This window comes from Marinobacterium jannaschii DSM 6295 (genome assembly GCF_000620085.1).
GTDB classification, from domain to species: domain Bacteria; phylum Pseudomonadota; class Gammaproteobacteria; order Pseudomonadales; family Balneatricaceae; genus Pontibacterium; species Pontibacterium jannaschii.
Window position 1 is genome coordinate 123,461 of sequence record NZ_KK211064.1, and the last position, 26,934, is coordinate 150,394.

General features: G+C 58.9%; 19 protein-coding genes. 15 read left to right on the forward strand and 4 right to left on the reverse strand.

The window, feature by feature from the left end; translation table 11 throughout:
- Positions 1-288: 288 nt before the first annotated feature.
- Positions 289-1,536, forward strand: coding sequence for an EAL and HDOD domain-containing protein (locus tag Q354_RS0116515; RefSeq protein WP_027858564.1), 1,248 nt, complete (start codon positions 289-291; stop codon positions 1,534-1,536).
- Between the two features lie 21 nt (positions 1,537-1,557).
- Here Q354_RS0116515 and Q354_RS26185 read toward each other — a convergent pair whose 3' ends face one another.
- The gene (locus Q354_RS26185; RefSeq protein ID WP_245601070.1) at positions 1,558-2,592 is read right to left on the reverse strand and encodes a GlxA family transcriptional regulator; all 1,035 of its coding nucleotides are present in this window, start codon (positions 2,590-2,592) and stop codon (positions 1,558-1,560) included.
- A gap of 213 nt (positions 2,593-2,805) precedes the next feature.
- Between Q354_RS26185 and Q354_RS26190 the strand changes: the two genes are divergently transcribed.
- The 3 genes from Q354_RS26190 (at position 2,806) to Q354_RS26195 (ending at position 5,882) form a co-directional block, all read left to right on the forward strand.
- On the forward strand, positions 2,806-3,303 hold the full coding sequence (locus Q354_RS26190; RefSeq protein WP_051560218.1) for a Crp/Fnr family transcriptional regulator: 498 nt from the start codon (positions 2,806-2,808) through the stop codon (positions 3,301-3,303).
- A 181-nt stretch (positions 3,304-3,484) separates the two neighbouring features.
- Positions 3,485-4,765, forward strand: a complete 1,281-nt coding sequence (locus tag Q354_RS0116535; RefSeq protein ID WP_084332635.1) for an aromatic ring-hydroxylating oxygenase subunit alpha — start codon at positions 3,485-3,487, stop codon at positions 4,763-4,765.
- A gap of 10 nt (positions 4,766-4,775) precedes the next feature.
- Positions 4,776-5,882 (forward strand): flavin reductase family protein, encoded by a 1,107-nt coding sequence (locus tag Q354_RS26195; RefSeq protein ID WP_051560219.1) that lies wholly within the window; start codon positions 4,776-4,778, stop codon positions 5,880-5,882.
- Positions 5,883-5,895: 13 nt separating this feature from the next.
- On the opposite strand, the gene Q354_RS0116545 is transcribed toward Q354_RS26195, so the two are convergent.
- Positions 5,896-6,672 (reverse strand): HalD/BesD family halogenase, encoded by a 777-nt coding sequence (locus tag Q354_RS0116545; protein ID WP_027858566.1) that lies wholly within the window; start codon positions 6,670-6,672, stop codon positions 5,896-5,898.
- A 141-nt stretch (positions 6,673-6,813) separates the two neighbouring features.
- On the opposite strand from Q354_RS0116545, the gene Q354_RS26200 reads away from it, so the two are divergent.
- The 3 genes from Q354_RS26200 (at position 6,814) to Q354_RS0116555 (ending at position 9,645) form a co-directional block, all read left to right on the forward strand.
- Complete coding sequence (locus Q354_RS26200; RefSeq protein WP_036230298.1) at positions 6,814-7,707, forward strand: LysR substrate-binding domain-containing protein; 894 nt, start codon at positions 6,814-6,816, stop codon at positions 7,705-7,707.
- A gap of 275 nt (positions 7,708-7,982) precedes the next feature.
- Entirely contained in the window at positions 7,983-8,834 is an 852-nt protein-coding gene (locus Q354_RS28335; RefSeq protein ID WP_156948399.1) for a HipA family kinase, read from the forward strand.
- On the forward strand, positions 8,818-9,645 hold the full coding sequence (locus Q354_RS0116555; RefSeq protein ID WP_027858567.1) for a DUF3037 domain-containing protein: 828 nt from the start codon (positions 8,818-8,820) through the stop codon (positions 9,643-9,645). Before Q354_RS28335 ends, Q354_RS0116555 begins: the two co-directional genes overlap by 17 nt.
- A gap of 378 nt (positions 9,646-10,023) precedes the next feature.
- Here Q354_RS0116555 and Q354_RS0116560 read toward each other — a convergent pair whose 3' ends face one another.
- Both Q354_RS0116560 and betC read right to left on the reverse strand, forming a co-directional pair.
- Positions 10,024-10,977: a choline ABC transporter substrate-binding protein gene (locus Q354_RS0116560; RefSeq protein ID WP_084332636.1), complete on the reverse strand. Its 954-nt coding sequence runs from the start codon at positions 10,975-10,977 to the stop codon at positions 10,024-10,026.
- 95 nt (positions 10,978-11,072) lie between these two features.
- On the reverse strand, positions 11,073-12,605 hold the full coding sequence (gene betC, locus Q354_RS0116565) for a choline-sulfatase (RefSeq protein WP_036230410.1): 1,533 nt from the start codon (positions 12,603-12,605) through the stop codon (positions 11,073-11,075).
- A 208-nt stretch (positions 12,606-12,813) separates the two neighbouring features.
- Here betC and Q354_RS0116570 point away from each other — a divergent pair, with 208 nt between their 5' ends.
- The 8 genes from Q354_RS0116570 to Q354_RS0116605 all read left to right on the forward strand — a co-directional run bounded on the left by Q354_RS0116570 (position 12,814) and on the right by Q354_RS0116605 (position 26,916).
- A complete protein-coding gene (locus Q354_RS0116570; RefSeq protein ID WP_036230301.1) occupies positions 12,814-13,743 on the forward strand; it encodes a choline sulfate utilization transcriptional regulator in 930 nt (309 codons plus the stop codon).
- A 184-nt stretch (positions 13,744-13,927) separates the two neighbouring features.
- Positions 13,928-16,087, forward strand: coding sequence for a transcriptional regulator NosR (gene nosR, locus Q354_RS0116575; protein ID WP_027858571.1), 2,160 nt, complete (start codon positions 13,928-13,930; stop codon positions 16,085-16,087).
- Between the two features lie 45 nt (positions 16,088-16,132).
- Positions 16,133-18,043 (forward strand): TAT-dependent nitrous-oxide reductase, encoded by a 1,911-nt coding sequence (nosZ, locus tag Q354_RS0116580; RefSeq protein ID WP_027858572.1) that lies wholly within the window; start codon positions 16,133-16,135, stop codon positions 18,041-18,043.
- Positions 18,044-18,098: 55 nt separating this feature from the next.
- Complete coding sequence (locus Q354_RS26205) at positions 18,099-19,508, forward strand: nitrous oxide reductase family maturation protein NosD (protein WP_084332637.1); 1,410 nt, start codon at positions 18,099-18,101, stop codon at positions 19,506-19,508.
- On the forward strand, positions 19,495-20,415 hold the full coding sequence (locus tag Q354_RS26210) for an ABC transporter ATP-binding protein (RefSeq protein ID WP_036230303.1): 921 nt from the start codon (positions 19,495-19,497) through the stop codon (positions 20,413-20,415). The genes Q354_RS26205 and Q354_RS26210 overlap by 14 nt, the downstream gene beginning before the upstream one ends.
- Complete coding sequence (locus tag Q354_RS0116595) at positions 20,412-21,239, forward strand: ABC transporter permease subunit (RefSeq protein WP_027858573.1); 828 nt, start codon at positions 20,412-20,414, stop codon at positions 21,237-21,239. The genes Q354_RS26210 and Q354_RS0116595 overlap by 4 nt, the downstream gene beginning before the upstream one ends.
- On the forward strand, positions 21,239-21,814 hold the full coding sequence (locus Q354_RS0116600) for a nitrous oxide reductase accessory protein NosL (RefSeq protein ID WP_084332638.1): 576 nt from the start codon (positions 21,239-21,241) through the stop codon (positions 21,812-21,814). Before Q354_RS0116595 ends, Q354_RS0116600 begins: the two co-directional genes overlap by 1 nt.
- A gap of 335 nt (positions 21,815-22,149) precedes the next feature.
- The gene (locus Q354_RS0116605; protein ID WP_027858575.1) at positions 22,150-26,916 is read left to right on the forward strand and encodes an NAD-glutamate dehydrogenase; all 4,767 of its coding nucleotides are present in this window, start codon (positions 22,150-22,152) and stop codon (positions 26,914-26,916) included.
- The last annotated feature ends 18 nt before the right edge of the window (positions 26,917-26,934 follow it).

The following is a 26,934-nucleotide window of genomic DNA, read 5'->3' on the forward strand; positions in this document are numbered from 1 at the left end:
GCCCACGGCAGACTAAGGGTATGCTGTGGTTAAGTTGTGTGTATCTTGTGCTGTATAGGGTGTGGGTAAGTTATTGAACGGTATTCAGGATTACAGTTGTTTGAATATCCGGCACAGCCCCCGGCGCAGGTGGATCCCGGATTACAGCCTGTTTTAAAACGCCGGTTTAAGGCGATTTTTTTATTTGAACCGCTGCTCTATTAACGTATTGTTACGGGTCTGTATGCTCATTTCCTGAGCATATGCTGTCTGCATTTCAGCCCGAATCAGCAAGAAGGAACTTGAATAGTGATAAGTGGCACAACGCAGGATGACGCTGGACAGGGGCATCAGTACCTGATTGCCCGCCAGCCGATTGTTGATCGTGAGTTACGACTTGTTGGCTATGAGTTACTCTACCGCCGTATGGAAGACCAGCCCCATGCGGTCACCGGCCATATGGCAACCGCCCAGGTGTTATCCACCAGCCTCAGTGAGGCCAGCCTGAAGGAGCTGACGGGCAACAGCACGGCCTTTATCAATATGACCCGGGAAGCGATCCTGAATATGGATCAGCTGTCACTGCCGAAAGAGAAGGTGGTGTTTGAGATCCTCGAGCATGTCGAGATCGATCTGCAGCTGCGCGCCAAGATCGAAGAGCTGGTCGCCGCCGGCTACCGCTTCGCCCTCGACGACTTTAACCTGGACGGACTGCATAACGAACTGGTCGACATCGCCTATGTGGTGAAAGTGGATGTGCTGGAACTGGGGCGCGAGGCGATCCGCGAGCACGTCGAACGGCTGCGGCAGTTTCCGGTGGTGCTGATCGCCGAGAAGGTGGAATCCTGGGAGGAGTACGAATACTGCAAATCCCTCGGCTTCGATCTGTTTCAGGGCTACTTTTTTGCCAAACCCCAGCTGATCAGTGGCCGCAGTGTCTGCCACAACCGCGCCACCACCTTCCGTCTGGTTGCCCGCCTGAACGACCCCGATATCGAATTCGATGAACTTGAAGCGCTGGTCAGTCAGGACCCGGGGCTGAGCTATAAGCTGTTCCGCTATGTGAACTCGGCGCTGGTTGCCGGCAGCCGTACCTTCAGCAACCTGCGCCAGGTGCTGGTGCTGCTGGGGATTATCCGCCTGCGGGCGATCGCCACCATGTTTGCCATGTGCCGGATGGAGGCGACGCCGCTGGCCCTGGTCCGCACCATGCTACAGCGCGCCCAGCTGTGCCGGCTGATTGCCGAACAGCAGGGCAGGGAAGACCCGGAGGACTACTTTATTGTCGGTATGTTCTCGCTGCTGGACGCCCTGATGGACTGCTCGATCGAAGAGGCGCTGCAGGAACTGCCATTGCCGCCGGAACAGGTGGCCGCGATCGTTGATATGGCCGGGCCTCAGGGCGAGATCCTGAGCTGCAGCATCGGCCTGCAACAGCAGAGCTGTGATCAGTGTGAGGAGTGCATTGCCGAGGGCGATAATATGCTGTTACTGCTGAACGAGGCGACCCGCTGGGCACTGCAGACCAGCCGCATGCTGGAAGAGGATATCGGCTAGCGCCTGTATCGCCGCTGATGATCAGCCGGAACGTACTGCGCGGGAATGACCAAAGCGTGGCGCCAGATCCCGGCTTTCCTGAACCTGCTTCAGGCCACGGCGCTCTTCACGCGGCGAGATGCCGTAGTGATTGCGGTAGGCGGTGCTGAAATAGCTGGCACTGGCAAAACCGGTCAGGCGACCCACTTCCAGAATCGGATGGTCACTGTTGCGCAGCAGGTGACGCGCCTTCTCCAGCCGCAGCTCGAGATAGTGCTGTGATGGCACTGTCTGCAGATGCTTCTTAAACAGCCGCTCCAGATGACGGCGCGATACACCGGCCAGCTGGGCCAGGTCATCGCTGCTCAGCGGCTCTTCCAGATTGGCCTCCATCAGCTCCACCGCTTCCACCAGTTTCGGCTGACTGGTGCCCAGGCGCGAGCGCAGCGGCACCCGCTGCGGCTCTTCGCTGGAACGCATCCGCTCGCAGACAAACTGCTCTGAGATCTGCGCCGCCAGGTTCATATCGTGCTGCTGGCCGATCAGAAACAGCATCATATCCATCGCCGCCGTACCGCCGCCGCAGGTGAAGCGGTTGCCGTCGATCTCATACAGGTTGTTGCTCAGGCGGGTGGTGGGAAACTCCTCACGCATGCTTTCCAGGTCACCCCAGTGGATGGTGGCCTTATGCCCCTCCAGCAGACCGGCGCAGGCCATCAGGTAGGAGCCGGTACCGATACCGCCAATAGTCTGTTTCTGGCGCTTACGCAGCCAGGCGATCACGGCCTCGTTGCCGGTGCGGGCAACCGGACTGGCCCCGCAGACAAACAGGGCATCCAGCGGCGGCAGGTTATCGAAACTGTGGTCTACCTGCACCGGCACGCCACCGCTGCTGGTCACCGCTTCGCCGTCACGGCTGACGGTGAGGGTCTCATAGAGGGTTTCACTGGCGACGATATTAGCCATGCGCAGTGGCTCCAGCGCCGTGGAGAATCCAATCAGTGAGAAATTAGGCACCAGCACAAAGCCATAGCGCAAAGGGCGTCGCTCGGTTGTGTTCGGGGTGGACTTCTGCACGCTGGGCTGCCTCATATGGCCAGGTTGTAGGTCGGCACGGTCTTTATACAGCTATCACCAGTTTAGCTGGAAGCGCCAAGCATACCTGCTTGGCGCGTTCAGAAAAGGGTTGTTACGTTCAGGTGACGGAGTTTTTAAATTCCGGTCGCCTGAATGAAAAATCTGCCGTTCAAAAATCACCTACACTCAAGGTACAGAGTTAAGGAAACCCCCATGCACGCGCTTTCACCCTATGAGATCCAACGCCGCTTCCCGCCCGAGTTCTGTCGCCAGCTGTCGATGTTTGGCGCCCTGGGCGAGGAGTGTGTCCACTATCTGCTGCATGAAGGCAGCGTGATGATGATCGAAAACGGCGAACAGCTGATGCAGAAGGGCGACCTGTCTGATCACTTCTATATTCTGCTGACCGGCCGCCTCGCCTACTTCCGCTATATCGGCGACAGCCCGGTACATGTGCGCAGTTTTGCCCCGGGTGAGCAGGTGGGGTTTGTCGGTATGATCGGCCTGATCGAGCGCCTCGGCGATGTTTTTGCCGAGGAGGAAACCGTCGCGCTGCAGGTCAGCTGCGATCTGTTCCATCAGGTATGTGAGCGCTACTCGGCCGACTTTGTCATCTTTATGATCAATATGACCCGAGAGATGAGCCGCGAAATCACCGAACTGGATGCCAAATGTGCCGAACTTAACCTGCTGCTGGGGGATCAGGTCTAACCCTGCTATTCCCCGGCCGCTGCCGGACCGGCCCGATCAGCGACGTCGGATTTGTCGTTCATAAAGTCGGAATCCTCCCATTTTTGCGCCATTGTATCGTTCATCATGAAACCGTCTGAGCCCGTTTCGGGACCAGTGACATTCCTATAAAAATAACAGGCGAGTTCTTCCGGAGCCGACCATGAACGACCGCATCTCCATCGCGCCGACCCGCGCCGATTGCAGCGATATCGAACCGATCCACTATCGTAAGGCGCGCCGCGAGCTGGCCCGCAGCCGCAGCGGCTACGCCCTGGAGCAGGCATTCTATACCGATGCCGACCTCTACCGGCTGGATATCAAAGCGGTGTTTCATAACGACTGGGTCTTTGTCGCCAACGGCTGTGAGATCCCGCAGCCGGGCGACTACCTGACCCTGACGATCGACAAGGCACCGCTGATCGTACTGCGTGACCAGGACGGCCAGCTGCGCGCCTTCCATAACAGTTGCCGCCACCGGGGGTCGCGCATCTGCGAGCACAAGAAGGGCCACACCAATCGCCTGGTCTGCCCTTATCACCAGTGGACCTACGACCTTAATGGCGAGCTGCTGGCGACCCGCTATATGGCGCAGGACTTCGATGCCAGGCGCTTCCCGCTGAAGCCGGTACAGCTGGAAACCCTGCACGGCATGATCTACATCTGCCTGGCCGAGACGCCGCCTGACTTTAACCACTTCCGCGACAGCATCAGCTCCTATATAGCGCCGCACCAGCCGGAGCGCACCAAGGTGGTGTATGAATCCACCATCATCGAAGAGGCCAACTGGAAACTGGTGATCGAGAACAACCGCGAGTGCTACCACTGCAGCGGCAACCATCCGGAGCTGCTGATCTCGCTGGTGGAGATGGCTTTACCGGATGACGACCGCAACGGCGAAGAGTTCGAGATCATGCAGCAGAAGGCGCAGCGCTGGGATCAGCTCGGCCTGCCTCATGCACCGGTCGATGGCGGCAGGGAGTTCCGCTGTATCCGCCTGCCGTTCCGCCAGGGGATCAAGTCAATGACCCTGGATGGTGAACTGGGCTGTAAGAAACTGCTGGGCGAGCTGACCGAGGAGGATCTCGGCTCGGTGCGCGCCTTCCGTATCCCCAACAACTGGCACCACTTCCTCTCCGACCATATCCTGCACTTCCGCGTACTGCCGCTGGGGCCGGACCGTACCGAGGTGCGCACCACCTGGCTGGTGCATGAGGATGCGATCGAGGGCTGGGATTATGATCCTGAGCGGCTCTCCACCGTCTGGCGCGCCACTAACGATCAGGACCGTAAGCTGGCAGAGGAGAACCACCGCGGTATCTGCTCGCCGGGTTACGAGCCGGGGCCTTACTCCGAGGTGGCCGAGTTTATGGCGATCAACTTTACCGACTGGTATCGCGCCAAGCTGAGCGAATTCCTGCAGCGGCCGCAGGATCAGGAGTGAGGATCACGCTGTGAATGACCTGAGTAACATGCCCGATACGCAGGTGGGCAAGCCCGGCGTACCGCTGATCCGCTCCGGCGCGCTGCAGCTGCAGCTGATCGAGCGTCACGCCGAAACCGCCGACATCACCTCCTACCGCTTCAGCGTCAGCCGTGAGGATGGCGAGCGCTTTCGCCACCATCCGGGCCAGGCGATCTCCCTGCGCCTGACGCTGGACGGCGAGGAGCTGGTACGCACCTTTACCATCGCCTCGGCACCGGACCATAACGCCAGCCTGACCCTGACCATCAAGGCCGGGCCCCATGCCTACGGCACCCGCTATATGGCGGACAGGCTGCAACCGGGCGACCGGCTGCAGGCACGCGGCCCCTTTGGCCAGTTCTCGCTGGTACATACACCGCAGCAGCCGCTGCTGTTACTGGGCGCGGGCAGTGGCCTGACGCCGATGATGTCGATGCTGCGCTGGCTGGCGGCGCGGAGCGAAGCCACCGATGTGGTCCTGCTGCAGCTGGCACGCACCCCGGCCGACCTGCTGTTTACTGATGAGCTGGACGCGATCGACCGTGCCATGCCGGGCCTCTGTCATATCGATGCCGTCACCGAGGTGCCGCCGGGCGAAGCCTGGCGTGGCCCCCGTGGACTGCTGTCACGCCAGAGCCTGCGTGCCCTGGTGCCTGATCTGGCCCGCCGCACGGTCTTCTGCTGTGGCCCACAGGGCTTTATGGACAGCGTGCAGGCGATCTACCGCGCCGAAGGCGGCGATCTGCAGCGCTTTCTCACCGAAACCTTCGGCAGCCCGTCACTGGCAAACGCAAAAACGGCACAGACGCCGGTTGCGCTGGAGGTTGCCGAGGGGGCCAGCGCGGTACAGCTGGACCAGCACCGCTTCCCGATCGCGGCGGGACAGACGATCGTCGATGCCGCCGCCGCATCCGGCCTGCGTATCCCGACCGCCTGCAAGGAGGGCCAGTGCGGTACCTGCCGGGTGAAGCTGATCGAAGGGGAGGTGGATATGCAGCAACAGGGCGGCCTTTCCGCCCGTGAAGAGCAGCAGGGCTATATCCTCAGCTGCTGTTCGACCGCCAGGGGCGACCTGATCCTGAGCCGCAAAGGCTGAACCTTGTAACCTGTCAGAGGCGGCCGTAGAAGGTCATGCGCGCCGACTCCGACAGGGCGATTCCCGGTGCCGAATTGTAGGCCAGTACGACCAGCATCCGCGTCAGGTCCCCCCAGGCCGGAGTGACCCGGTGGATCGCATTGCGCCCACGGAACATCACCAGCGAACCGGCCTGGATATCCAGCACCTTGGGCCTGATCTCGCCATCCAGCACCTGCTGCACCCCGGCAAAGTTCATCTCACCCCGATCGGCATCGCGCATCGCCTCGACATACTCGAACTGGCCGCCCTGTTCCGGCTTCTGGATCAGCAGGGTAATGGCGAAGGAGGAGTTGTCGAAGTGCCAGCCCAGCTCCTGGCCGTCGGCGGCATAGTGCAGGTTGATCGACGAGAGCGGGTCGGCGTAGGGATAGAGCTGATCCTCCCCCAGCACCGCGGCAAGAAAACTGCGGAACAGCCCGTCATCATAGAGTGCCCGCAATGGCGAATCGCCGTCGATCTGGTCATCGGTAATACAGCCCTTGGAGGAGTTCACCAGCCGGTTGCGCGGATGCTGCGCGGGTAGCGCCGGGTCCGGCTCTTTCAGGTAGATATTGTGCTGGTCACGGGTGTAGTAGGCCTGAGACTGCTTACTCCGGCCCTCCCCGGCGACAGCCGCAATGGCCGCCGGGGTCAGGAAACCGGGCATCACCAGCGCCCCGACACTGTCCAGCTGCTGCTTACAGAGCTGGCGGAAATGAGGTTCTTCGATCGGGTAATCGGCCAGGCTGACAATATCGCTAAGCTGCATCGGACACTCCTGCTGATTGTTATTCGGGGCGGCTTTGTGGCTCAGGGGAAAAGCCTGTCATTAGCTTAGGTAATGACAGTGAGCGGGAATAACGATAAATTTTTAGCCTGTTGTTAAGGAAAACTTACCATAGGGGATTGCATGAAAGCGTTGCCGCCACTGGCTGCCCTGCGCGCCTTCGAAGCCGCTGCCGGGGCAGGCAGCTTTGCCCGTGCTGCCGACCAGCTTTGTGTCACCCCGGCGGCCATCAGCCAGCAGATCCGCCAGCTGGAACAGCACCTGGATAGCAACCTGTTTGTTCGTTCCGCGCGCGGCGTTCACCTGACCCCGGCGGGCGAAGGCTACCTGACCTTCGTCCGCGCCGCCTTCGAACAACTGCGCCTTGGCCAGCAGCAACTGGCCTGCCAGCAACGGCCAGACAGCATCACCATCGCCACCTATCCCTCGGTTGCTTCCAAATGGCTGATGCCACGGGTACTGCAGTGGATGGAGCGCCACCCGGAGCAGGAGATCCGGGTCGAAGCCAGCCACGCCCGGGTCGACTTCGGACGCGGTGATATCGACCTCTGCATCGCTTTCGGCGACCAGGATTACCCGGAACTGGAACAGCGACTGCTGTTTACCGATAGCGTCAGCGCCGTTGCCAGCCCGGCACTGCTCGATACCCTGGACAACCCGCACGACCTGCAACAGCTGCTGCAACTGCCGATGATCCATATCGACTGGGGCAGCGATAACCGCTACCTGCCCGGCTGGCAGCAGTGGCTTACGGCCGCCGGACAGGGCCAGCAGCCCCCAACCCCTGGCCCGCGCTTTAACCTCTCCAGCATGGCGATCGAAGCCGCCGTCCAGGGCAAGGGCCTGCTGCTGGGCCAGCAACTGCTGATCGAAACAGAACTCACCAGCGGCCAGCTGATAAAGGTCAGTGATATCAGCCTGACGCTGGAGAAGAGTTATTTTCTGGTTTATCCGAGGCAGGCGTTAGATTGCTCGTTACTTAAGGGAATTGTTGAGCGGATTTCTGTGAAAAGATAGTCAATTTATTCAAAGATAGCATGGATTAATATATAAATATGAGCAAAACTGGATGGGCATATCATCCGCCATGGTTGGAAGGTCGAGAGTCTATTGTTGTTGTAAATCGTGACTTGGAAATTAGCCCACTGTACAGAGGGTTGGATCTGTATTTATTAGATATGTCGCGGTGATACGAAAGGGTAACGGTAGAGTATAATATTAAGTCGTTAATTCTTATTTAGATGCTTAAGAATTTATGAGGAACTTTTTGATTTTTGAGAGGGATTTTGAATATGACAGTGGCTATTCAACAGCTGTCGCTGATGCCTGTGGATGTTGATAATCTGCTTCCTAAGCATGATGAGTCTGCAGACTGTCAGACTTACTGCGAGGGAATAGATGGACATCGTTACGCAGTAAAGCAGGTTTCAGATAACCCTGCATTACCATTTACGCCGTTTGATGAACTATTTTGTTATGAGCTTGCCAGGTTATGTAGCATTGCAGTTCCCCCTTATAATGTACTGAAGATGCCAAGTGGTGAACTTGCTTTTGGGTCAACATGGGAAGGTGGTTTGCTGAGCGGAGGACTTATATCCATATTAAAAAATTATGAGGAAGGTGGGTCTGAAGTTATACCAACCGAAAAATTAATTAGGCATCTTTCTGCAATATATGCTTTTGATTTGTTTGTACACAATGATGATAGGCATTTTGGTAACTACTTAGTTAGATCAACACACAAATCGTATGTGATGCTGGCTATGGATTTTAGTAGATCGTGGAATAATCTTAATTGCCCGGTTGATCTCTCTCTAAAAATAATGTCGCCGCCAATGCTTCCTACAATATACATGTCACCACCTCATCACGAATCTAATGCTGGTAATAACTCGAATACCTATATACATGCCAAAATTATATGGAGTATCTTTAATCAGATTAATGGCGGTTCCTTTTTTAATACCCTAATAAAGTTGGAACAAATTACAGTAAATGTTATAGAAAATATTTTGCAGCGTGTACCAGATGAATGGTGTTCAGAGGATCGTAAAAGAGCAATTATTCGCTGGTGGGATTCGGAATTTCGTTATAAAAGAATTAATAAAATAAAGGGGGCGTATCAAAATGGAATTTTGGTATAAATATTCAATTATTCGTGTGTGCCCCGATCCTGTGCGCGGTGAGATTGTTAATATTGGGTTGATAACGATATCTCCTGATGGTGAATTTAATATACACTTATCTAAGAATTTTAATAAGGTTCGGACTCTTGATGCTAGTTTTACGGATGGGATAATAAGTGAGCTTGTGGATAATATGTCATTCTTAGCTAAAAGGTTTGATAGTGTGGATGAGAAAATCTTAGTTCTATCAACTGCTTCGAAAGATATAATTAGGTGCTCTCAATTCGGTGGTTTTGGAGTTAACTCAGTTGAGGACTATCCTAGTAAAGTGTCTTCTCTTATGAATAAGCTGATATATCCTTCTAGAAAAGAGTATGTGCCACGTAGTCCACGAATATCAACAAGAATGAAAAATTTATTCAAAAGAAGAAACATGTTGGGGAATCGAGGGGATATTGAAAATCACTTAGTAGTTCCTAATTTTCCTATAGATGATAAAAGTATATTTACTGCTGATTTTGCCTTGAAAAATGGTGCCATGCACATTACCCAGACTATTGACTTTGATACATCGGATGTTAGTAAAAAACATGGTCAAGCTGCGTTAAATGCACTTACTTTGGATAAGGCAGTTGGAGTGTTTGGAAAAGAAACAGGTACTTATGTTATTTATTCTGCTACTGCAGAAAAGCAGCGAGAAGTTGGTACTCATCTCGATCTACTAGATGAGCATACGGAACATTTATATAACATACGTAGTAATGAAGATATGAAAGTTTATTTCGATATAATTGAAGATGCGATAGAAGTTTCCAAAAGCAATATATAAATTATTTTGTCGAGATATTAAAGGGTGCTGAAGTAATTCAGATTATAACGTTCTCTAGGTGTTTGGTAATATTAACCCGGCGGAAGTTTAGATCGTGGTATAGGTCGTATAACGCAGCCTGTAGACTAATTTACCCGATGTAGTTTCCCGCCGGTTTAATAGCCTGAACAATTGAAAGCTCTATCTTCTTTGATAGTAGAGAATTGAGAATGAGCGGTGAAAAAAGCCCGCAGTTGCCTGCGGGCGGTTGGACCCTGCCCAGCGAGTGAGGATCCGAAAGGGAGCCAGAACCTGCCGGAGAAGGATGGTTCTAGCGTTGTTGCACCATCGGCGGCAGGTTGCTGTCGGCCGCTTAGGGGTTGAACCCGGGGGTATAACTCAGTTGATCTGCAGGTAGTCCTTGACCGCCGCCAGGCCCGGCTGGCCGTCGCGGGTGGTGACGCCCTGCAGCCAGCCATCGAGGACTTGTGGGTTTTGCACCAGCCATTCACGGGCGGCGTCTGAGGCCTGCCAGCCGGCGTCGAGGATGTAGCCCATCATCTCGTTTTCCATACTCAGGCTGAACTCCAGGTTATCCAGCAACTTGCCGACGTTGGGGCACTCCTGTTGGTAACCTTTGCGGGTCAATGTATGGATGGTGGCGCCGCCGAAGTTGGCACCGAAATATTTGTCGCCGCCGGTAAGGTAGGCGATTTCAAAGTTGGAGTTCATCGGATGCGGTTCCCAGCCAAGGAAGACCATAAACTGCTGGCGTTTTACCGCCCGTTTCACCTGACTCATCACGCCCTGTTCGCCCGATTCCACCAGACGCCAGTCCTTGAGGTTGAAGTCACCGCTGTCGATCATCTTCTGCAGCAGCTGGTTGCCCGGTGATCCGGCGGCGATGCCGTAGATCTTGCCGTTGAACTTGTCGGCGTGCTTGCTCAGGTCGGCGAAGTCGGTCACTCCGGCGTCATAGACGTAACGTGGCACGGCCAAGGTATATTTCGCGCCTTCCAGGTTGGTGCGCACCTGTTCGATATCACCGGGGGTGACGTACTTGTCGATAAACTTCTGCTGCGCCGGCATCCAGTTGCCGAGGAAGACGTCGATTTCGCTGCTCTTCAGCGCCTCGAAGCCGATCGGTACCGCCAGGGTACTGATCTCGGTGTTATAACCCAATCCCTGCAGCACGGTGCTGGCGAGGGCGTTGGTGGAGTTGATATCGGTCCAGCCCGGGTCGGTAAATTTCACCGTCTGGCACTGGGCCGGTTCGGCGGCCTGCAGCGCAGTGGAGAGCAGGCCAACACCGATGGCAGCGGAGAGTTTTTTCAGCACAGGTAGGCGAAGCATCTTCAGATCCTCTTATTTTTATTGTGTCGCTTTTTAATGTCTGGCTTGGCTGTTTAACGGGCCGGGGCATGCTCCCCGGCGTCAGTCTGGCCGGATCAGTCCACCTGCGGGAAGCGGGCGCGTTTTTCCAGGTCGTCCAGGTCGATGTTGTTGCGCATATACATGCGGCTGGCATCGAAGATCGGCTGGTGGTCCCATTTCGGTTCGATGCCCTGCTTGTGGGCGGCGGCGATCATGCGGCGGCGTTTCTGGCTGATGATCACCTCGCGGGTAATCGCGTCGGAGTCCCAGCGTTGTGCGGCTTCTTCACGCAGCGAGGCCAGCAGTTCGGCGTGGCCCGGGTCTTCGGCCAGGTTGTTGCGCTCCTGCGGGTCCTGTTTGAGGTTAAACAGCTGATCCGGATCGGGCTGGCTGCAGATGTATTTGTAGTCGCCACGGCGGATCATAAACATGGGCGCGATAACGCCTTCACCCATGTATTCGCCGATCACTTCGTCGTGGCCCTGGCCACCGGTCAGGTGCGGCATCAGGCTGCGGCCATCGATCGGCATCACGTATTCCGGTGCCGTGCCGCCGTGAGCCAGCTCGGCGAAGGTCGGCAGCAGGTCCATGGTGGAGACGGATTCCGCTACCCGGTGCGGTTCGAAGTGCTTCGGTGCGCAGACCACCATCGGTACCCGGGTGGACCACTCGAAGTAGCTCATCTTGTACCAGAGGCCGCGCTCGCCGAGCATATCGCCGTGGTCGCCGGAGAACACCACGATGGTGTCGTCGGCCAGGCCGCTGTCTTCCAGTGCTTTCAGCAGCTTGCCGATCTGGTCGTCGACGTAGCTGATGGCGCCGTAGTAGGCGCGGCGGGCGTTCTTGATCTGCTGGTCGCTGACGTTGTTGCGGTCCATCTGGTAGACATGCAGCAGGCGCCTGGAGTGCGGGTCCTGTTCCTCGGCCGAGATCTCGAAGGAGGGCAGTTCGATCTCATCGTCGCTGTAGCGGTCCCAGTATTCCTGCGGGATCGCGTAAGGGTCGTGCGGATGGGTCATGGAGACGGTGAGGCAGAACGGCCGCTCGTCGCTGCTACGCACATGGTCAAGCAGGTAACGCTGGGCGTGGAACACCACTTCGTCATCGAAATCCAGCTGGTTGGTGCGCACGGTTGGCCCCGCCTGGGTGACGGAGGACATGTTGTGGTACCAGGTCGGGCGGTTTTCAAAGTCTTCCCAGTCCGGGAACCAGCCGTAGTCGGCCGGGTAGATATCGGTGGTCAGGCGCTCTTCGAAGCCGTGCAGCTGGTCCGGGCCACAGAAATGCATCTTGCCCGACAGCGCGGTGCGGTAACCGGCATGGCGCAGGTAGTGGGCGAAGGTGGGGATATCGGCCGGAAACTCGGCGGCGTTGTCCCAGGCACCGATCTTGCTCGGCAGCTGGCCGCTCATCAGTACATAGCGGCTTGGCGCACAGAGCGGGCTGTTGCAGTAGGCGGACTCGAATACCACGCCGCGCTCGGCCATGGCGTCGAGGTTGGGGGTGCGGGCGGTTTTGCCGCCGTAGATGGAGAGCACCGGGGCCGCCATCTGGTCGGCCATGATAAAGAGGATATTCGGCTGTTTTGGCTTCTGCTGCTGTGTCATGGAAGAGCGACCTTTCTGACTGATCCCCACTACCTCGGTAATTTTTAAATTAGCTGAGATAATGGAACTGTTGTTATTTTCTGTTACCCGGCGGTGCCCGAAATCGGCCTGACAGGCCGGGTAGTCAGGTTGTATGGTCCTCATTGTTGGTTTTGTGACCGGTTTCTGTAAACTGGGCCTGAGTTAATCTGAAAGATAAGTCCAGCTAATGTTACTTTCCGAACAGCTTCCCCCGGTGCAGAGCCTGCTGATCTTCGAGGCGGCTGCGCGCCACCTCAGTTTTACCGCCGCTGCGCGCGAACTGGGATCGACCCAGTCTGCCGTAAGCCAGCAGATACGCGGTCTGGAGCAGCGCCTGGAGCTGGCGCTGTTTCGCCGTATCTATCGCGGCGTCGAGCTGACAGAGGCGGGCTCCCTGCTGTATGAAGCGGTGCAGGGCGGCTTCCAGCAGATGGCGGTCTGTCTCGAACGGCTGCAGAAAAAACGTCGCCACCAGCATATAAATGTCGCAACTGATTTTGCCTTTGCGGCCTACTGGCTGCTGCCGCGTCTGCCCCGCTTCCGCCGCCTGCACCCGGATGTGGATGTCCGCATTATCACCTCTCAGGGGCAGTACGATTTCCTGACCCAGGATGTCGATGTGGCGGTGGTGTTCGATCGCCAGCCGCCTCAGGGCATGCCGTCGCAGCGGCTGTTCTATGAAGAGGTATTCCCGGTCTGCAGTCCGGCCCTGCTGGCGCAACTGGGCGCAGTCAGCAGCCATAAGCGATTGGCGTCGCTGCCGTTGCTGAAGTTAGGGGCCGATGCCGGTCAGGGCTGGCAGGACTGGCACAGTTTCTTTAAGGGCCGTGGCAGCCAGGTGGTTGCCAGCGAACCGGTGCTGACCTTTAACAACTACACCCTGCTGGTGCAGGCGGCGATTGCCGGCCAGGGGGTCGGGCTGGGCTGGAGCACGTTGGTGGATGACCTGATCGACAGTGGTGTTTTAGTGGGACTGCGCGATTTCAGCCTGCGCTCGGACGGGGGCTACTTTATTGCCGAACCCAAGCCCAACGAACTGCGCGAGTCGAAGCAGCAGTTTATCGACTGGCTGCTGTCGGAACAGGGCGAAGCAACCGCTGCGCAGGCCGAGGCGTAAGGACGCCCGGGCTCTGAATTGAGCGACTCGCCTCCATTCCGCCCTGGTCAGGGCTGCTGCAAACGGGTTTGAACGTTAATTTTTAAACCGATAGTGCAATTGATGCACATCAATTCCTGAATGCGGCAACAGGAATATGCTCGACCTATAAGTTGTATTTGTTATGCATTTTATAGGTCCCGATATGACCGCCCGATCTGTTTTCCGCGCCTGTAGCGCCGTGCTGTTTCTTTTCCTGTTGCTGACCTCGGCAGCCCGCGCCATGGCACCTGTCAGCGAATCCCAACAGCTGGAAAGCCTGCGCCAGGCATTTCCCGAAGCCACCCTTATCAGTGAGAAGCAGCCGCATGGTGACAGCCAGCTGCCGCTGCGCACCCTCTACCACGATGAAGAGATTATCGGCTACGCCTTCGAATCCGATGATGTGGTCAGTATCGCCGCCTATTCCGGCAAGCCGATCAATATGCTGGTGGCGATGGACCTGGAGGGACGCTTCAAGGTCAGCCGGGTACTGAGCCATAAGGAGCCGATCCTGCTGGTGGGTATTCCGGAGCAGAAGCTGTTCGACTTTGCCGACCAGTACCTGCAGATGGGCGTGACCGACCGGGTCCGGGTCGGCGCGGCCAACAGCGATGATGTGATCAGTGTCGATGCGGTTTCCGGAGCCACCGTGACCGTGATGGTGGTGAACGAAACCATTATGCGCGCGGCGCAGAAAGTGGCGCGCGAGCTGGGGCTGGCCGGGATGAGTGCGGTGGCCAAGGTACCGCCTGCAACCATCAAACCGGACGTTTACCGCCAGGCCGACTGGACTCAGCTCACCGGTGACGGCTCGGTGCGTCGTCTCTACCTCGACCGGGGTACTGTCGACGATGCCTTTGTCGGCACCGCTGCCGAGGATCAGGGCGTTGGCAAACAGAAGGGTAAGCGCCAGCAGGCCTTTGTCGAGTTGTTCTATGCCCCGGTGAATATTCCCACTATCGGCCGTAACCTGCTCGGCGACAGCCAGTACAACTGGCTGATGGGCGAGATCAATCCCGGCGATCAGGTGATCGCGGTGATGGGCCGGGGCCGTTACTCCTTCAAGGGTAATGGCTATGTCCGTGGCGGTATCTTCGACCGCACCCAGCTGCAGCAGGGCGGTCAGGTGATCAGTTTCCACGACACCGATTACTACCGCCTCGACGATGTCTATATCGACGGCTTCCCTGACTTTGATGAGATGGCGCTGTTTATCGTCCGTGCCGGTTATGACTTCGACCTCGGCCAGCCGTGGCAGCTGGAGCTGCTGGTGCGACGCCAGGTCGGCGCATTGGACAGTGTCTTTACCAGCTTCTTCGGCGATTACAGCACCCCGGAACAGTATATCGACCGGCCGGCACCGCCGGTGATCGAGCAGGCCGAGCCGGAGCCGCTGTGGGTATCGGTCTGGCGTGAGCGCGCCTTCCAGATCGGCGTCCTCAGCGTCAGCCTGGTGCTGCTGACCGTGATTATCTTCCTGCAGGACTGGCTGGTGCGTTACCCGCGCCTGCTGCACAACATCCGCCGGGTGTTCCTCGCCTATACCGTGTTGTTTATTGGCTGGTACACCCTGGGGCAGCTGTCGATCGTCAATGTGTTTACCTTCCTGCATGCGCTGCAGGGCGAGTTCCAGTGGCAGACCTTCCTGCTCGACCCGATGCTGTTCATCCTCTGGGGCTTTGTCGCTATGACCCTGCTGTTGTGGGGACGCGGTATCTTCTGCGGCTGGCTCTGCCCGTTCGGTGCGCTGCAGGAGCTGATCAACGAAGCCGCCCGCAAGCTGAAGGTGAAACAGTACGAGCTGCCGTTTGCGGTGCACGAGCGCCTCTGGGCGATCAAGTACATCATCCTGCTGCTGTTGTTCGCCGTCTCGCTGGAGTCCCTCACCGAGGCCGAACGCTATGCCGAGGTGGAGCCGTTCAAGACCGCCATCATGCTGAAGTTCCAGCGTGAGTGGGGCTATGTGCTCTATGCCGCGGTGCTGCTGTTTATCTCGATTTTCACCCGCAAGGTCTACTGCCGTTATATCTGCCCGCTGGGCGCTGCGCTGGCGATCCCGTCCCGGCTGCGGCTGTTCGACTGGCTGAAGCGGCGTAAGGAGTGCGGGCAGCCCTGCCGGGTCTGCGCCAATGAGTGCGAGATCCAGGCGATCCATCCCGATGGAACCATTAATGCCAACGAGTGCCACCACTGTCTTGATTGCCAGATGACCTATCACAATCACGCCAAGTGCCCACCGCTGGTGCAGAAACGCCGTAAAGCGCTGAAACAGGCGCAGGCAAACAAAATACCAACCGTAGAAATCAGCGACCCGGCCAGCTAAGGCCTGACCGGCGCCTCTGGACACGATAAAAATCGGAGATTTACCATGATTAACCCGAAGGATAAGAATCTGCCCGAGATCGACACCCAGGATTCTCAGGCCAGTGAACATGTGAAGCTGAGCCGTCGTCTGTTTCTCGGTGGTGGCGCGGCGCTGGTGGGCGCGGGCGCGGCCGGCCTCGGCGGCTCCTTGCTGACGGCGAATGTGCAGGCGGCGGGCAACAGCAATGCGGCCCATATCAATGTCGGCCCGGGTGAGCTGGACGAGTACTATGGTTTCTGGAGTGGTGGTCACTCCGGTGAGGTGCGTATCCTCGGCCTGCCATCGATGCGCGAACTGATGCGTATCCCGGTGTTTAACGTCGACAGCGCCACCGGCTGGGGCCTGACCAACGAGAGTAAGGCGGTGCTGGGCGAAAACGCCCCGCTGGGCGGCGACTGTCACCACCCGCATATGAGTATGACCGACGGCCAGTACGACGGTAAGTACGTCTTTATCAACGACAAGGCCAACTCCCGTGTCGCCCGTATCCGTGGCGACATTATGAAGACCGATAAGATCACTACCATCCCCAACACCCAGGCGATCCACGGCCTGCGGGTACAGAAAGTGCCCTACACCAAGTACATCTTCGCTAACGCCGAGTTCCGTATCCCGCACCCGAACAACGGCCTGGCGATGGATGCGATCGATAAGTACTACACCCTGTTCTCCGCGGTAAACGCAGAAACCATGGAGGTCGACTGGCAGGTGATCGTCGACGGTAACCTCGACAACACCGATGCCGACTACACCGGTAAGTACGCTTTCTCCACCTGTTATAACGCCGAGGGTGCGGTCGATCTGGCCGGCTCCATGCGCGATGAGCGTGACCACCTGGTGATCTTCAATATCGAGCGTATCGAAGCGGCGGTGAAAGCCGGTAACTTCCAGACCCTGGGCGATTCCAAGGTGCCGGTGGTGAATGGCCGTAAGGGCTCTGATCTGACCGCCTATGTGCCGGTACCGAAGAACCCGCATGGCATCAACACCGCGCCGGGCGGCAAGTACGCCGTGGCCAACGGTAAGCTGTCACCGACCGTCACCGTGTTTGAGCTGGCGAAGTTCGATGCGCTGTTCGACGGCAGCATCAAGCCGCGTGATACCGTGGTAGCGGAAGTGGAGCTGGGACTGGGGCCGTTGCATACCGCCTTCGATAACCGCGGCAACGCCTACACTACCCTGTTTATCGACAGCCAGATCTGTAAGTGGGATGTGGAGAAGGCGATCCGTGCCTACAAGGGCGAGAAGGTCAACTACATCCTGCAGAAACTGGATGTGCACTATCAGCCGGGCCATAACCACACCACTATGGGTGAAACCCGTGATGCCGATGGTAAGTACCTGATCTCCCTGTGTAAGTTCTCCAAAGACCGGTTCCTGCAGTGTGGCCCGCTGCACGCCGAGAACGACCAGCTGATCGATATCTCCGGCGATGAGATGAAGCTGCTGCATGATGGCCCGACCTATGCCGAGCCACATGACTGCATGATCGTACATCGTAGTAAGGTGAAGACCGCCAAGCTCTACAAGCGTGACGATCCGACCTTCGCCGGCACCGTGGCGATGGCCAAGGCCGATGGCGTGACCCTGGAAACCGATAACAAGGTGATCCGTGACGGTAACAAGGTGCGGGTCTATATGACCTCGGTGGCACCGAGCTACGGTATGGACCAGTTCAGCGTCAAGCAGGGCGATGAAGTGACTGTGATTGTCACCAACCTCGACCAGATCGAGGATGTGACCCACGGTTTCTGTATGGTCAATCACGGCGCGCAGATGGAGATCAGCCCGCAGCAGACCGCGTCCATCACCTTTAAGGCAGATCGCCCCGGAGTGCACTGGTACTACTGCAACTGGTTCTGCCACGCCCTGCATATGGAGATGCGCGGCCGGATGCTGGTTGAGCCAGCCTGATCCGCAGGCGTCCCGCTGAGGGCGGGACGCCCTGCTGTCTATTGAGGAGATCGCTATGCACTTAAACCGCCCGGCCTTTCTGCTGTCAAGCGGCCCCAGGGGGAGCGCCCTGCTTGGCGGACTGGCGCTGGTTTGCTGGCTGCTGGCCCATCCGGCCGCCGCCGCAGAGTACTGGCTGACGCCGGAGCAGGACCTGCAGCAGCAGCTCGACCGGGCGCAGAAAGGCGATCTGCTGCAACTGCGCCCCGGTATCTACCGGGGCAATTTTATTATCCGCCAGAGCCTGACTCTGCGCGGCAGTGACGGGGCGATTCTCGATGCTGCCGGCAGCGGCCACGGCCTGCAGGTGCTGGCCGCCGCTACTGTGGTCGAGCAGCTCTCCCTGCGTAACTGGGGCGATGACCTGACGGCGCAGGATGCCGGGATCTATATCGGTCCCAAGGCGCACGGCAGCCGCATCGAAGACAACCGCCTGCAGGGCGATGCCTTCGGTATCTGGGTCGATGCCACCCGCGATATGCTGATTAAAGGTAACCGCGTCGAAGGCAATCTGCAGATGCGCTCCACCGATCGCGGCAACGGTATCCACCTGTTTAATGTCCGAGGTGCCCGGGTGGAGGATAATGAGGTCTGGGCCACCCGTGACGGTATCTATATTGATACCAGCAACAACAATGCCCTGCTGGGCAACTACCTGCACGACCTGCGTTACGGCGTGCACTATATGTATTCCTACCATAACCGGGTCGAGCGCAATCACACCCGCAATACCCGCACCGGTTATGCCCTGATGCAGTCGAAGTTTCTCACCGTGGTGAACAACCGCTCTGAGAACGATGCCAACTACGGCATCCTGATGAACTACATCACCTATTCGAAGATCCTCAACAACCAGGTCAGCGGCACCCAGAACAGCCGCAACCCGTTGATGCAGGCCGGGGTCAGCCGCATCAGCGGCTCCGAAGCCAAGGCGTTATTTATCTACAACTCGCTGTTTAACGAGATCCGTGGCAACCACTTCAGCGACAGTGACCTTGGCGTGCACCTGACCGCCGGATCGGAAGAGAATATCTTCAGCGGCAACGCCTTTATCAATAACCGCGAGCAGGTGAAGTATGTCGCCAACCGCAAGCAGGACTGGTCCCACGAGGGCAGCGGCAACTACTGGAGCGACTACCTGGGCTGGGATATGGATGCCGATGGAATCGGCGATACCCGCTATGAGCCTACCGACGGCGTCGACCGCCTGCTGTGGAAATACCCGGTGGCGCGGGTACTGCTGAACAGTCCGGCGGTGGAGACCCTGCGCTGGGTACAGCGCCAGTTCCCGGTGCTGAAGGCGCCGGGGGTGGTCGACAGCCATCCGTTGATGAGTATGCCCGAGTTGCAACCCGATGAGACCCGCGCGGCACAGCAGAGCCAGCCTGCCACGCAGGAAGAAGGTAAAGACGATGAACATAGTTGAACTGGAACAGGTGCAGAAACGCTACCAGGGCGTCGATGCGCTGGCCGGCCTCGACCTGCAGCTGAAGCAGGGTGAGGTACTGGGGCTGTTTGGCCATAACGGTGCAGGCAAGACCACCACCATCAAGCTGATCCTCGGCCTGATCCAGGCCAGTCGTGGTCAGGTGCGGGTATTTGGTGAAGACCCCTGCCAGTCGGCGGCGCGGCAGAAACGCCGCCAGCTGGGCTTTCTGCAGGAGAATGTCAGCTTCTACGAGCAGCTGACCGGGCTGGAGGTGCTGCGCTATTTCGCCCGTCTCAAAGGGGTGAAGGTATCTGAATGTCCGCGCCTGCTGCAACAGGTGGGGCTGGATAGCGCCGCCGGGCGGCGGGTGAAGACCTACTCCAAGGGGATGCGCCAGCGCCTCGGCCTGGCACAGGCGCTGCTGGGCGAGCCTAAGCTGCTGTTGCTGGATGAGCCCACCGTCGGGCTGGACCCGATCGCCACTCAGGACTTCTATCACCGTATCGCGCAGTTGAAAGAGCAGGGCTGTACCGTGGTGCTCTGCTCCCATGTGCTGCCGGGGGTGGAGAAGTATATCGACCGCGCGCTGATCCTCGGTAAGGGCCATCTGCTGGCCGAAGGCAGTATCCCTGAGCTGCGTGCCCAGGCGGAGCTGCCGGTGACCCTCAACCTGCAGGGCGAAGGGCTGAGCCTGCCAGAGCCGCTGCAGGCGCGGGCCACAGCGCAGGGCAGCGGCGTGCAGCTGCAGGTACACCAACGTGACAAGATGGCGGTGATGCAGCAGCTGATGGGGCTGGAGGGCCTCACCGACCTGGAGTTGCACCTGCCTTCGCTGGAAGACCTCTATACCCACTTTATCGCCGGACAGGCGAAGGGCTCTGACGCGCTGGAGGCCACGCTATGAACGCTATTCTCACTGTGGCCGCGAAAGAGTTTCGTGACGGCCTGCGCAACCGCTGGGTACTGGCGATCGCCCTGATCTTTGCCGTACTGGCCACCGGGCTGGCCTATTTCGGCGCTGCGGCGGCCGGGCAGATCGGCTTTACCTCGCTGTCGACCACCATCGTCAGCCTCGCCAGCCTGGCGGTGTTTATTATCCCACTGATCGCCCTGATGCTGGCCTATGACGGCCTGGTGGGTGAGGAGGAGAGCGGCACCCTGCTGCTGTTGCTGACCTACCCACTGGCGCGCTGGCAGCTGCTGCTGGGTAAGCTGATCGGCCACGGCTCCATCATGGCGTTCTCTACCCTGGTGGGGTTTGGCTCGGCGGCGGTGATTATCGCCACCTTTGCCGACAATATCGGCTGGCAGGATATGCTGCTGCCCTACGGCCTGTTTATGCTCTCGGCGATCCTGCTGGGCTGGATCTTCGTCGCCATCGCCTATCTGATCAGCGCGCTGGTGGCGGAGAAGTCCAAGGCCGCCGGGCTGGCGCTGATCTGCTGGTTCCTGTTCGTGCTGGTATTCGACCTCGGCCTGCTCGGTCTGCTGGTGGGCACCCAGGGCGATGTCGATGCCGAACTGTTTCCCTACCTGTTGCTGCTTAACCCCACCGATATTTTCCGCCTGGTGAATATCAGCTACTTCGCCGACCAGCCGCTCAGCGGCCTGATGGCGGTGGCGCAGCACGCCAGTCTGCAGACCGGCACTCTGCTGGCCGGACTGCTGGTGTGGCTGGCGTTGCCGGTGGGAGCCGCCCTGATGATCTTTAACCGGAGGAGCCTGTGATGACATTGAATAACGACAATGAGCTGTCGGGCTTGTTTGCCCACAAGCGTCAGCTGCGGCTGGCCCAGGCCCTGTTGCTGGTGCTGCTGGTCGGACTGGGACTGTTGCTGTCCGGTTGCGGCAAGGAGGATGAACGGCAGAAGATCGCCCAGCAGGCGATGGCACTGGAGAGCGGTGAGGAGTGTCACCTCTGCGGCATGATTATCGGCAACTTCCCCGGACCCAAGGGCCAGCTCTATGAACGCGGCCTGCAAGGCAGCATGAAGTTCTGCTCCACCCGGGATATGTTCGCCTACGCCCTCGACCCGGAGCACCAGCACAATATCCAGTCGGTATTTGTCCATGATATGGCAAAGAACCCCTGGGATACGCCGGATGAGGAGACCTATATCGATGCCCGCGAGGCGTTCTTTGTGGTTGGCTCCTCCAGAAAAGGCGCGATGGGGCCGACCCTCGCCAGCTTCAGCCAGCAGGCCGATGCCGAAGCCTTTGCCCGCGAATTTGGCGGTAAGATCCAGCGCTTCGACCAGATCGACCTGGCGCAGCTATCTAACCTCAGCCATGCCGGGCACTGAGCGTGCGGTGCAATGCTGAAGCGGTTTTACCCGCCAACTCCTTTGCCGCAATCGATTAACTTCAAGCACCCCCTGATCACACGCCGGGCAACTGGCGTGTGATCAGGGTGTTTTTTGTCGCCCGGCGTTGCTTTGGCGTCCAATGGCAGCGCGTTTAAATTTCGCGTCGCCTTAGTGAAATTCCCCGCCTGTTGCTTGTTCTGCCCTTCACTGATAATGCCTGTATAGAAGTTTCCTCAGGCCTACCCGGCCTGAACCGGCTGTTTTGCCGGCCCTTACAAGGGGCCTGCCAGCAGCCCACCCCACATTCTTTTTGCAGCAGATCAGAAGGTGCTATGAACACACTGACGCATAACAACAAAAACAGTATCGAACAGGTCGGCGCCCTGCTTACTGAGCGCCTGCCGAAGGTTGAATCCGGTTCCCTGCAGCAGCTGGCGCAGGCATTCCTGGGTAACCCGACCGCACAACTCCCGAAAGATGCCGAAGATCAGTACGGTGCGCTGTTATGCGTCTGGGATCTGCTGCAACAACGCCAGAGCGGTGAAGTACTGGTGCGGGTCTATAACACCGACCCCCAGCAACACCGCTGGCACAGCAACCACAGTATCGTTGAGGTACTGCTGGACGACATGAACTTTATTACCGCCTCGGTCACCAACGAGCTGGCCCGTGCCGGTATCCGCATCCACCAGATCAGCCATCCGGTGCTGAACGTCGAGCGTGACGCTGCGGGTCAGCTGCTGGCACTGCACGAGAAAGTCTCCGAAAAGACCGCTGCCGAAGCCTGCCTGCGTCTGGAGATTGATCGCCAGCAGGAGAAGGCAGAGCTGACCGCCGTTGAAGCAGAGCTGAAGCGAGTACTGACTGATGTCCGTTCCGCGGTACAGGATCAGCTGCGGATGCGTGAGCGCCTGGGCGACGCGGCCGAGTGGCTGGAGCAACAGTCAGAAGCGGAGAACGCCGCTTTCCTGCGCTGGCTGGCCGAAGATAATTTCCTGCTGCTGGGCTACCGCTACTACGACCTGAAAGAGAACAACGACGGTTGCTGTGACCTGATCTACCAGCCGGGCAGCGGCCTGGGCAACTTTGCCGAGCCGGTCAGCGATGACCAGGCACTGATCCGCCTCAATGCCGAGCAGAGCCGTCTGGCGCGCCAGTGCGAGTCACTGGTGCTGACCAAGTCCACCAGCCGCACCACGGTGCAGCGTGATGCCCACCTCGACTATGTCGGCGTGAAGCAGGTGATCGATGGCCGCGTGCGCGGCGAATGGCGTTTCTTCGGTCTCTACAGCGCCCGTGCCTACGATACCCCGGCCGACCAGGTGCCGCTGCTGCGCCGCAAGATCCAGCGTATGCTGGATAAGCTTGACCTGCCCGAGGGCAGCTACAGCGATAAGGAGCTGCGCGAAGTGCTGCAGCAGTATCCGCGTGATGAGATGCTGCAGACCAGCGATGAAGTACTGGAGCAGACCGCGCTGGGGATGCTGGCCAGTATCGAACGCCGCAGCCTGGCGGTGTTCCTGCGTCCCGACCACCACGACCGCTTTATCAAGGTGCTGCTGCTGATCCCGCGTGACCAGTTCAACACCGCGGTACGCCAGAAGATCCGCCAGATCCTGCTGCAGGAGTTCGACGGCCACAGCGCCGAGTTTGGCGTGCGCCTGTCGGAAAAGCCGCTGATGATGCTGCAGTTCACCATCCACTGCCACAAGGCCAACGAGAAGCGCCTCGACGTGGCGCGCCTCACTGACCGCATCAAGCTGGCGATGACCTCCTGGCAGGAGCGTCTGCACCAGTCCCTGCTGCAGCGCCTGCCGGAAGCCGAGGCCAATCGCCTGTTCCGCCGCTTCTCCGAGCGCCTGCCGGCGGCCTATCGCGACGACACCCTGCCGGGCCGTGCGGTCAGCGACCTGCTGCGCCTGGGCGAGCTGACGGCCGCCGAGCCGATGCAGAGCTACCTCTACCAGACCGTCGAGACCCGTGACGAAGTGCATTTCCGCGTCCTCGGCCTGGGCGGCACTATGGCGCTGTCCGATGTGCTGCCGATCCTGGAGCAGATGGGCGTGCGCGTGCTCAGCGCCACCCCGTACCAGCTGGCCGACAGCGGTGAAGATAACCTCTGGTTGCTGGACTTCCGCCTCGAGGTGGCTCAGGGGCTGGATATGGAGAACAGCAGCCTGCGCAGCCAGTTCCAGCAGAGCTTCCGCCACGCCTATGCCGGACGGATCGAGAACGACGGCTTTAACCGTCTGGTGATCTCCGCCGGTCTGAGCTGGCAGCAGGTCATTATGCTGCGTGCCTTGTGTAAGTACTTACTGCAGCTGAGTGTGCCATTCTCCCAACACTATATGGAACAGACCCTGGTCAACAACAGCGCCATTACCGCGCAACTGGTGAAACTGTTCGAGCAGCGTTTCGACCCGGCCAAAGCCGCGGCGCGCGACAGCCATTGCGCCGAACTGGTAAGCCAGATCGAAGCCGCGCTGGACAAGGTCGATAACCTGGATGAAGACCGTATCCTGCGTCACTATCTGGCGATCCTGCAGGCGACGCTGCGCACCAACTTCTATCAGGTGGATAAGGACTACGTCTCCTTCAAGATCAACACCTCGGCGATCGAGTTTGCCCCTGAGCCGCGTCCGGCGTTCGAGATCTTCGTCTACGCGCCTTACGTGGAAGGTGTCCACCTGCGTGCCGGTAAGGTCGCCCGTGGTGGCCTGCGCTGGTCCGACCGCCGTGAAGACTTCCGTACCGAGGTACTGGGTCTGGTGAAGGCGCAGATGGTGAAAAACGCGGTGATCGTGCCGGTCGGTGCCAAAGGCGGTTTCGTACCGAAACAACTGCCTCAGGGCGACCGCGAGGCGATGCTGGCTGAGGGTATCCGCTGCTACAAGACCTTTATTCGTGGCCTGCTGGATATCACCGATAACCGTCGCGGCGACGAGATCGTGCCGCCACAGAATGTGGTACGTCACGACGAGGACGATCCTTACCTGGTAGTCGCCGCCGACAAGGGCACCGCGACCTTCTCCGATATCGCCAACGGCATCTCTGAAGAGTACGGCTTCTGGCTCGGCGATGCTTTCGCCTCCGGCGGCAGCAACGGCTACGACCACAAGGGCATGGGCATCACTGCCCGCGGTGCCTGGGAATCGGTCAAGCGCCTGTTCAACGAACAGAATATCGACTGCCAGAACCAGGACTTCAGCGTGGTCGGCGTCGGCGATATGGCCGGTGACGTGTTCGGTAATGGCATGCTGCTGTCGAAGCATATCCGCCTGGTCGCGGCCTTCAACCATATGCATATCTTTATCGACCCGACTCCGGACGCGGCCAGCAGCTGGGAGGAGCGTAACCGCCTCTTCAACCTGCCGCGCTCCAGCTGGGAAGATTACGACAGCGGTCTGATCTCCGAAGGCGGCGGTATCTACTCCCGCAGCGCCAAGTCGATCACCCTCGGCAGCCAGGCCTGTGCCGCGCTGGGGCTGGAAAAGAACCGCATGACGCCGAACGAGCTGATCAACGCGATCCTCAAGGCGCCGGTCGACCTGCTCTGGAACGGCGGTATCGGTACCTACGTTAAGGCCAGCGATGAGAGCCACGCCGAAGTCGGCGATCGCGCCAACGAAGCGGTACGCATCGATGCCCCTGAACTGCGCGCCAAAGTGGTGGGCGAGGGCGGGAACCTGGGACTGACCCAGCGTGCCCGGATCGAGATCGCCCGTAACGGCGGCCTGATCAACAGCGATGCCATCGACAACGCCGGTGGGGTGGACTGCTCCGACCATGAGGTTAACCTCAAGATCCTGCTGGGCCGTCAGGTCGAGAATCAGGATATGACCGAGAAGCAGCGTAACCAGCTGCTGGAAAGCATGACCGATGAGGTCTCTGCGCTGGTGCTGAAGCACAACTACCAGCAGAGCCAGATCCTCAGCCTCTGCGCCACCCAGGCTGCCGAGCTGATCAACGACCATCGTCGCCTGATCCAGGGCCTGGAGCAGGCCGGTCGCCTCAACCGCGAACTGGAATACCTGCCGGATGACGAGCAACTGGAGCAGCTGGCCCGTGACGGCCAGGGCATGAGCCGCCCGGAGATCGCCGTGCTGATGGCCTACAGCAAGCTGTGGCTGTTCGACCAGCTGATCGAAGCCGGTGTCGGTGAGGATGCTGACCTGGCGGCCGAGCTGCCGGCCTATTTCCCGAGCGCAATCCGTGAGAACATGGCCGAGCAGTTGCAGCAGCATCCGCTGCGCAGCGAACTGATCGCCACCCATATCACCAACCTGTCGCTGAATCGCATGGGCTCCACCTTTATCAGCTACCTGCAGGCCGAAACCCGCTGCAGCGCGCTGGATGCGGTACGTGCCTTCTTCGCCGCCAGCCGTATTATGGGCATCCCGGCGATCTGGGCGCAGCTGGAAGCACTGGAAGGCCAGATCGATGACAGCCTGTTCCGGGCCCAGCTGATGCGGATTCAGGAGTTGCTGGAAGAGGTCTGTGTCTGGTTGTTGCGTCGCAACGCCGCGCCGCTGTCGATCAGCACGCTGGAACAGCAGTTCAGCGGTGCGATTGCCGATATCGCCCGACAGCTGCCAACCCTGCTGGGCGCTGCTGATGCCGACGCCCTGCAGCGCAAGACCGCGACCCTGGTCAGCCAGGAGATTCCGGCCGAGCTGGCCGAGCCGCTGGCAGCGCTGGATTACCTCTACTACGGCCTGGATATTGTCCAGCTGGCCGGCGAGAGTCAGGCGGTCAGCGAAGCCGCTGCGGCCTACTTCGGCCTGAAGCAGGCACTGAACCTCAACAGCCTGCAGCAGCTGGTGAGCCAGCTGCCGGATGACGACCTGTGGAGCCGTAAGGCACGTGCCACCCTGCGCAACGAACTGGATGCCCTCACCGCCCAGGTCAGCGCCGACCTGCTGGCCCGCACCGATGCCGCATTGCCGGTGTCCGAGCGTCTGGCACTGTGGCAGGGCAGCTACGCCCAGTCGCTGCAGCAGTTCCGCCTGACGCTGGATGAGATCGCGCTGCAGAGCGCACCAAACCTGGCGATGATGTCGGTGGCAGTGCGCGAACTGAACAACCTGAACGCAGCTTAAAAAAATTATATGGGGGGG

Bases quoted from the DNA above. Each gene is read 5' to 3' on its own strand.
- nosZ (WP_027858572.1), top strand. From the start codon at position 16,133: ATGATTAACCCGAAGGATAAGAATCTGCCCGAGATCGACACCCAGGAT.
- Q354_RS0116605 (WP_027858575.1), top strand. From the start codon at position 22,150: ATGAACACACTGACGCATAACAACAAAAACAGTATCGAACAGGTCGGC.
- Q354_RS26190 (WP_051560218.1), top strand. From the start codon at position 2,806: ATGCACGCGCTTTCACCCTATGAGATCCAACGCCGCTTCCCGCCCGAG.
- Q354_RS0116600 (WP_084332638.1), top strand. From the start codon at position 21,239: ATGACATTGAATAACGACAATGAGCTGTCGGGCTTGTTTGCCCACAAG.
- Q354_RS0116570 (WP_036230301.1), top strand. From the start codon at position 12,814: ATGTTACTTTCCGAACAGCTTCCCCCGGTGCAGAGCCTGCTGATCTTC.
- Q354_RS0116545 (WP_027858566.1), bottom strand. From the start codon at position 6,672: ATGCAGCTTAGCGATATTGTCAGCCTGGCCGATTACCCGATCGAAGAA.
- Q354_RS0116535 (WP_084332635.1), top strand. From the start codon at position 3,485: ATGAACGACCGCATCTCCATCGCGCCGACCCGCGCCGATTGCAGCGAT.
- Q354_RS26210 (WP_036230303.1), top strand. From the start codon at position 19,495: ATGAACATAGTTGAACTGGAACAGGTGCAGAAACGCTACCAGGGCGTC.
- Q354_RS0116555 (WP_027858567.1), top strand. From the start codon at position 8,818: ATGGAATTTTGGTATAAATATTCAATTATTCGTGTGTGCCCCGATCCT.
- betC (WP_036230410.1), bottom strand. From the start codon at position 12,605: ATGACACAGCAGCAGAAGCCAAAACAGCCGAATATCCTCTTTATCATG.
- Q354_RS26200 (WP_036230298.1), top strand. From the start codon at position 6,814: ATGAAAGCGTTGCCGCCACTGGCTGCCCTGCGCGCCTTCGAAGCCGCT.
- Q354_RS28335 (WP_156948399.1), top strand. From the start codon at position 7,983: ATGACAGTGGCTATTCAACAGCTGTCGCTGATGCCTGTGGATGTTGAT.
- Q354_RS0116595 (WP_027858573.1), top strand. From the start codon at position 20,412: ATGAACGCTATTCTCACTGTGGCCGCGAAAGAGTTTCGTGACGGCCTG.
- Q354_RS26205 (WP_084332637.1), top strand. From the start codon at position 18,099: ATGCACTTAAACCGCCCGGCCTTTCTGCTGTCAAGCGGCCCCAGGGGG.
- nosR (WP_027858571.1), top strand. From the start codon at position 13,928: ATGACCGCCCGATCTGTTTTCCGCGCCTGTAGCGCCGTGCTGTTTCTT.
- Q354_RS0116560 (WP_084332636.1), bottom strand. From the start codon at position 10,977: ATGCTTCGCCTACCTGTGCTGAAAAAACTCTCCGCTGCCATCGGTGTT.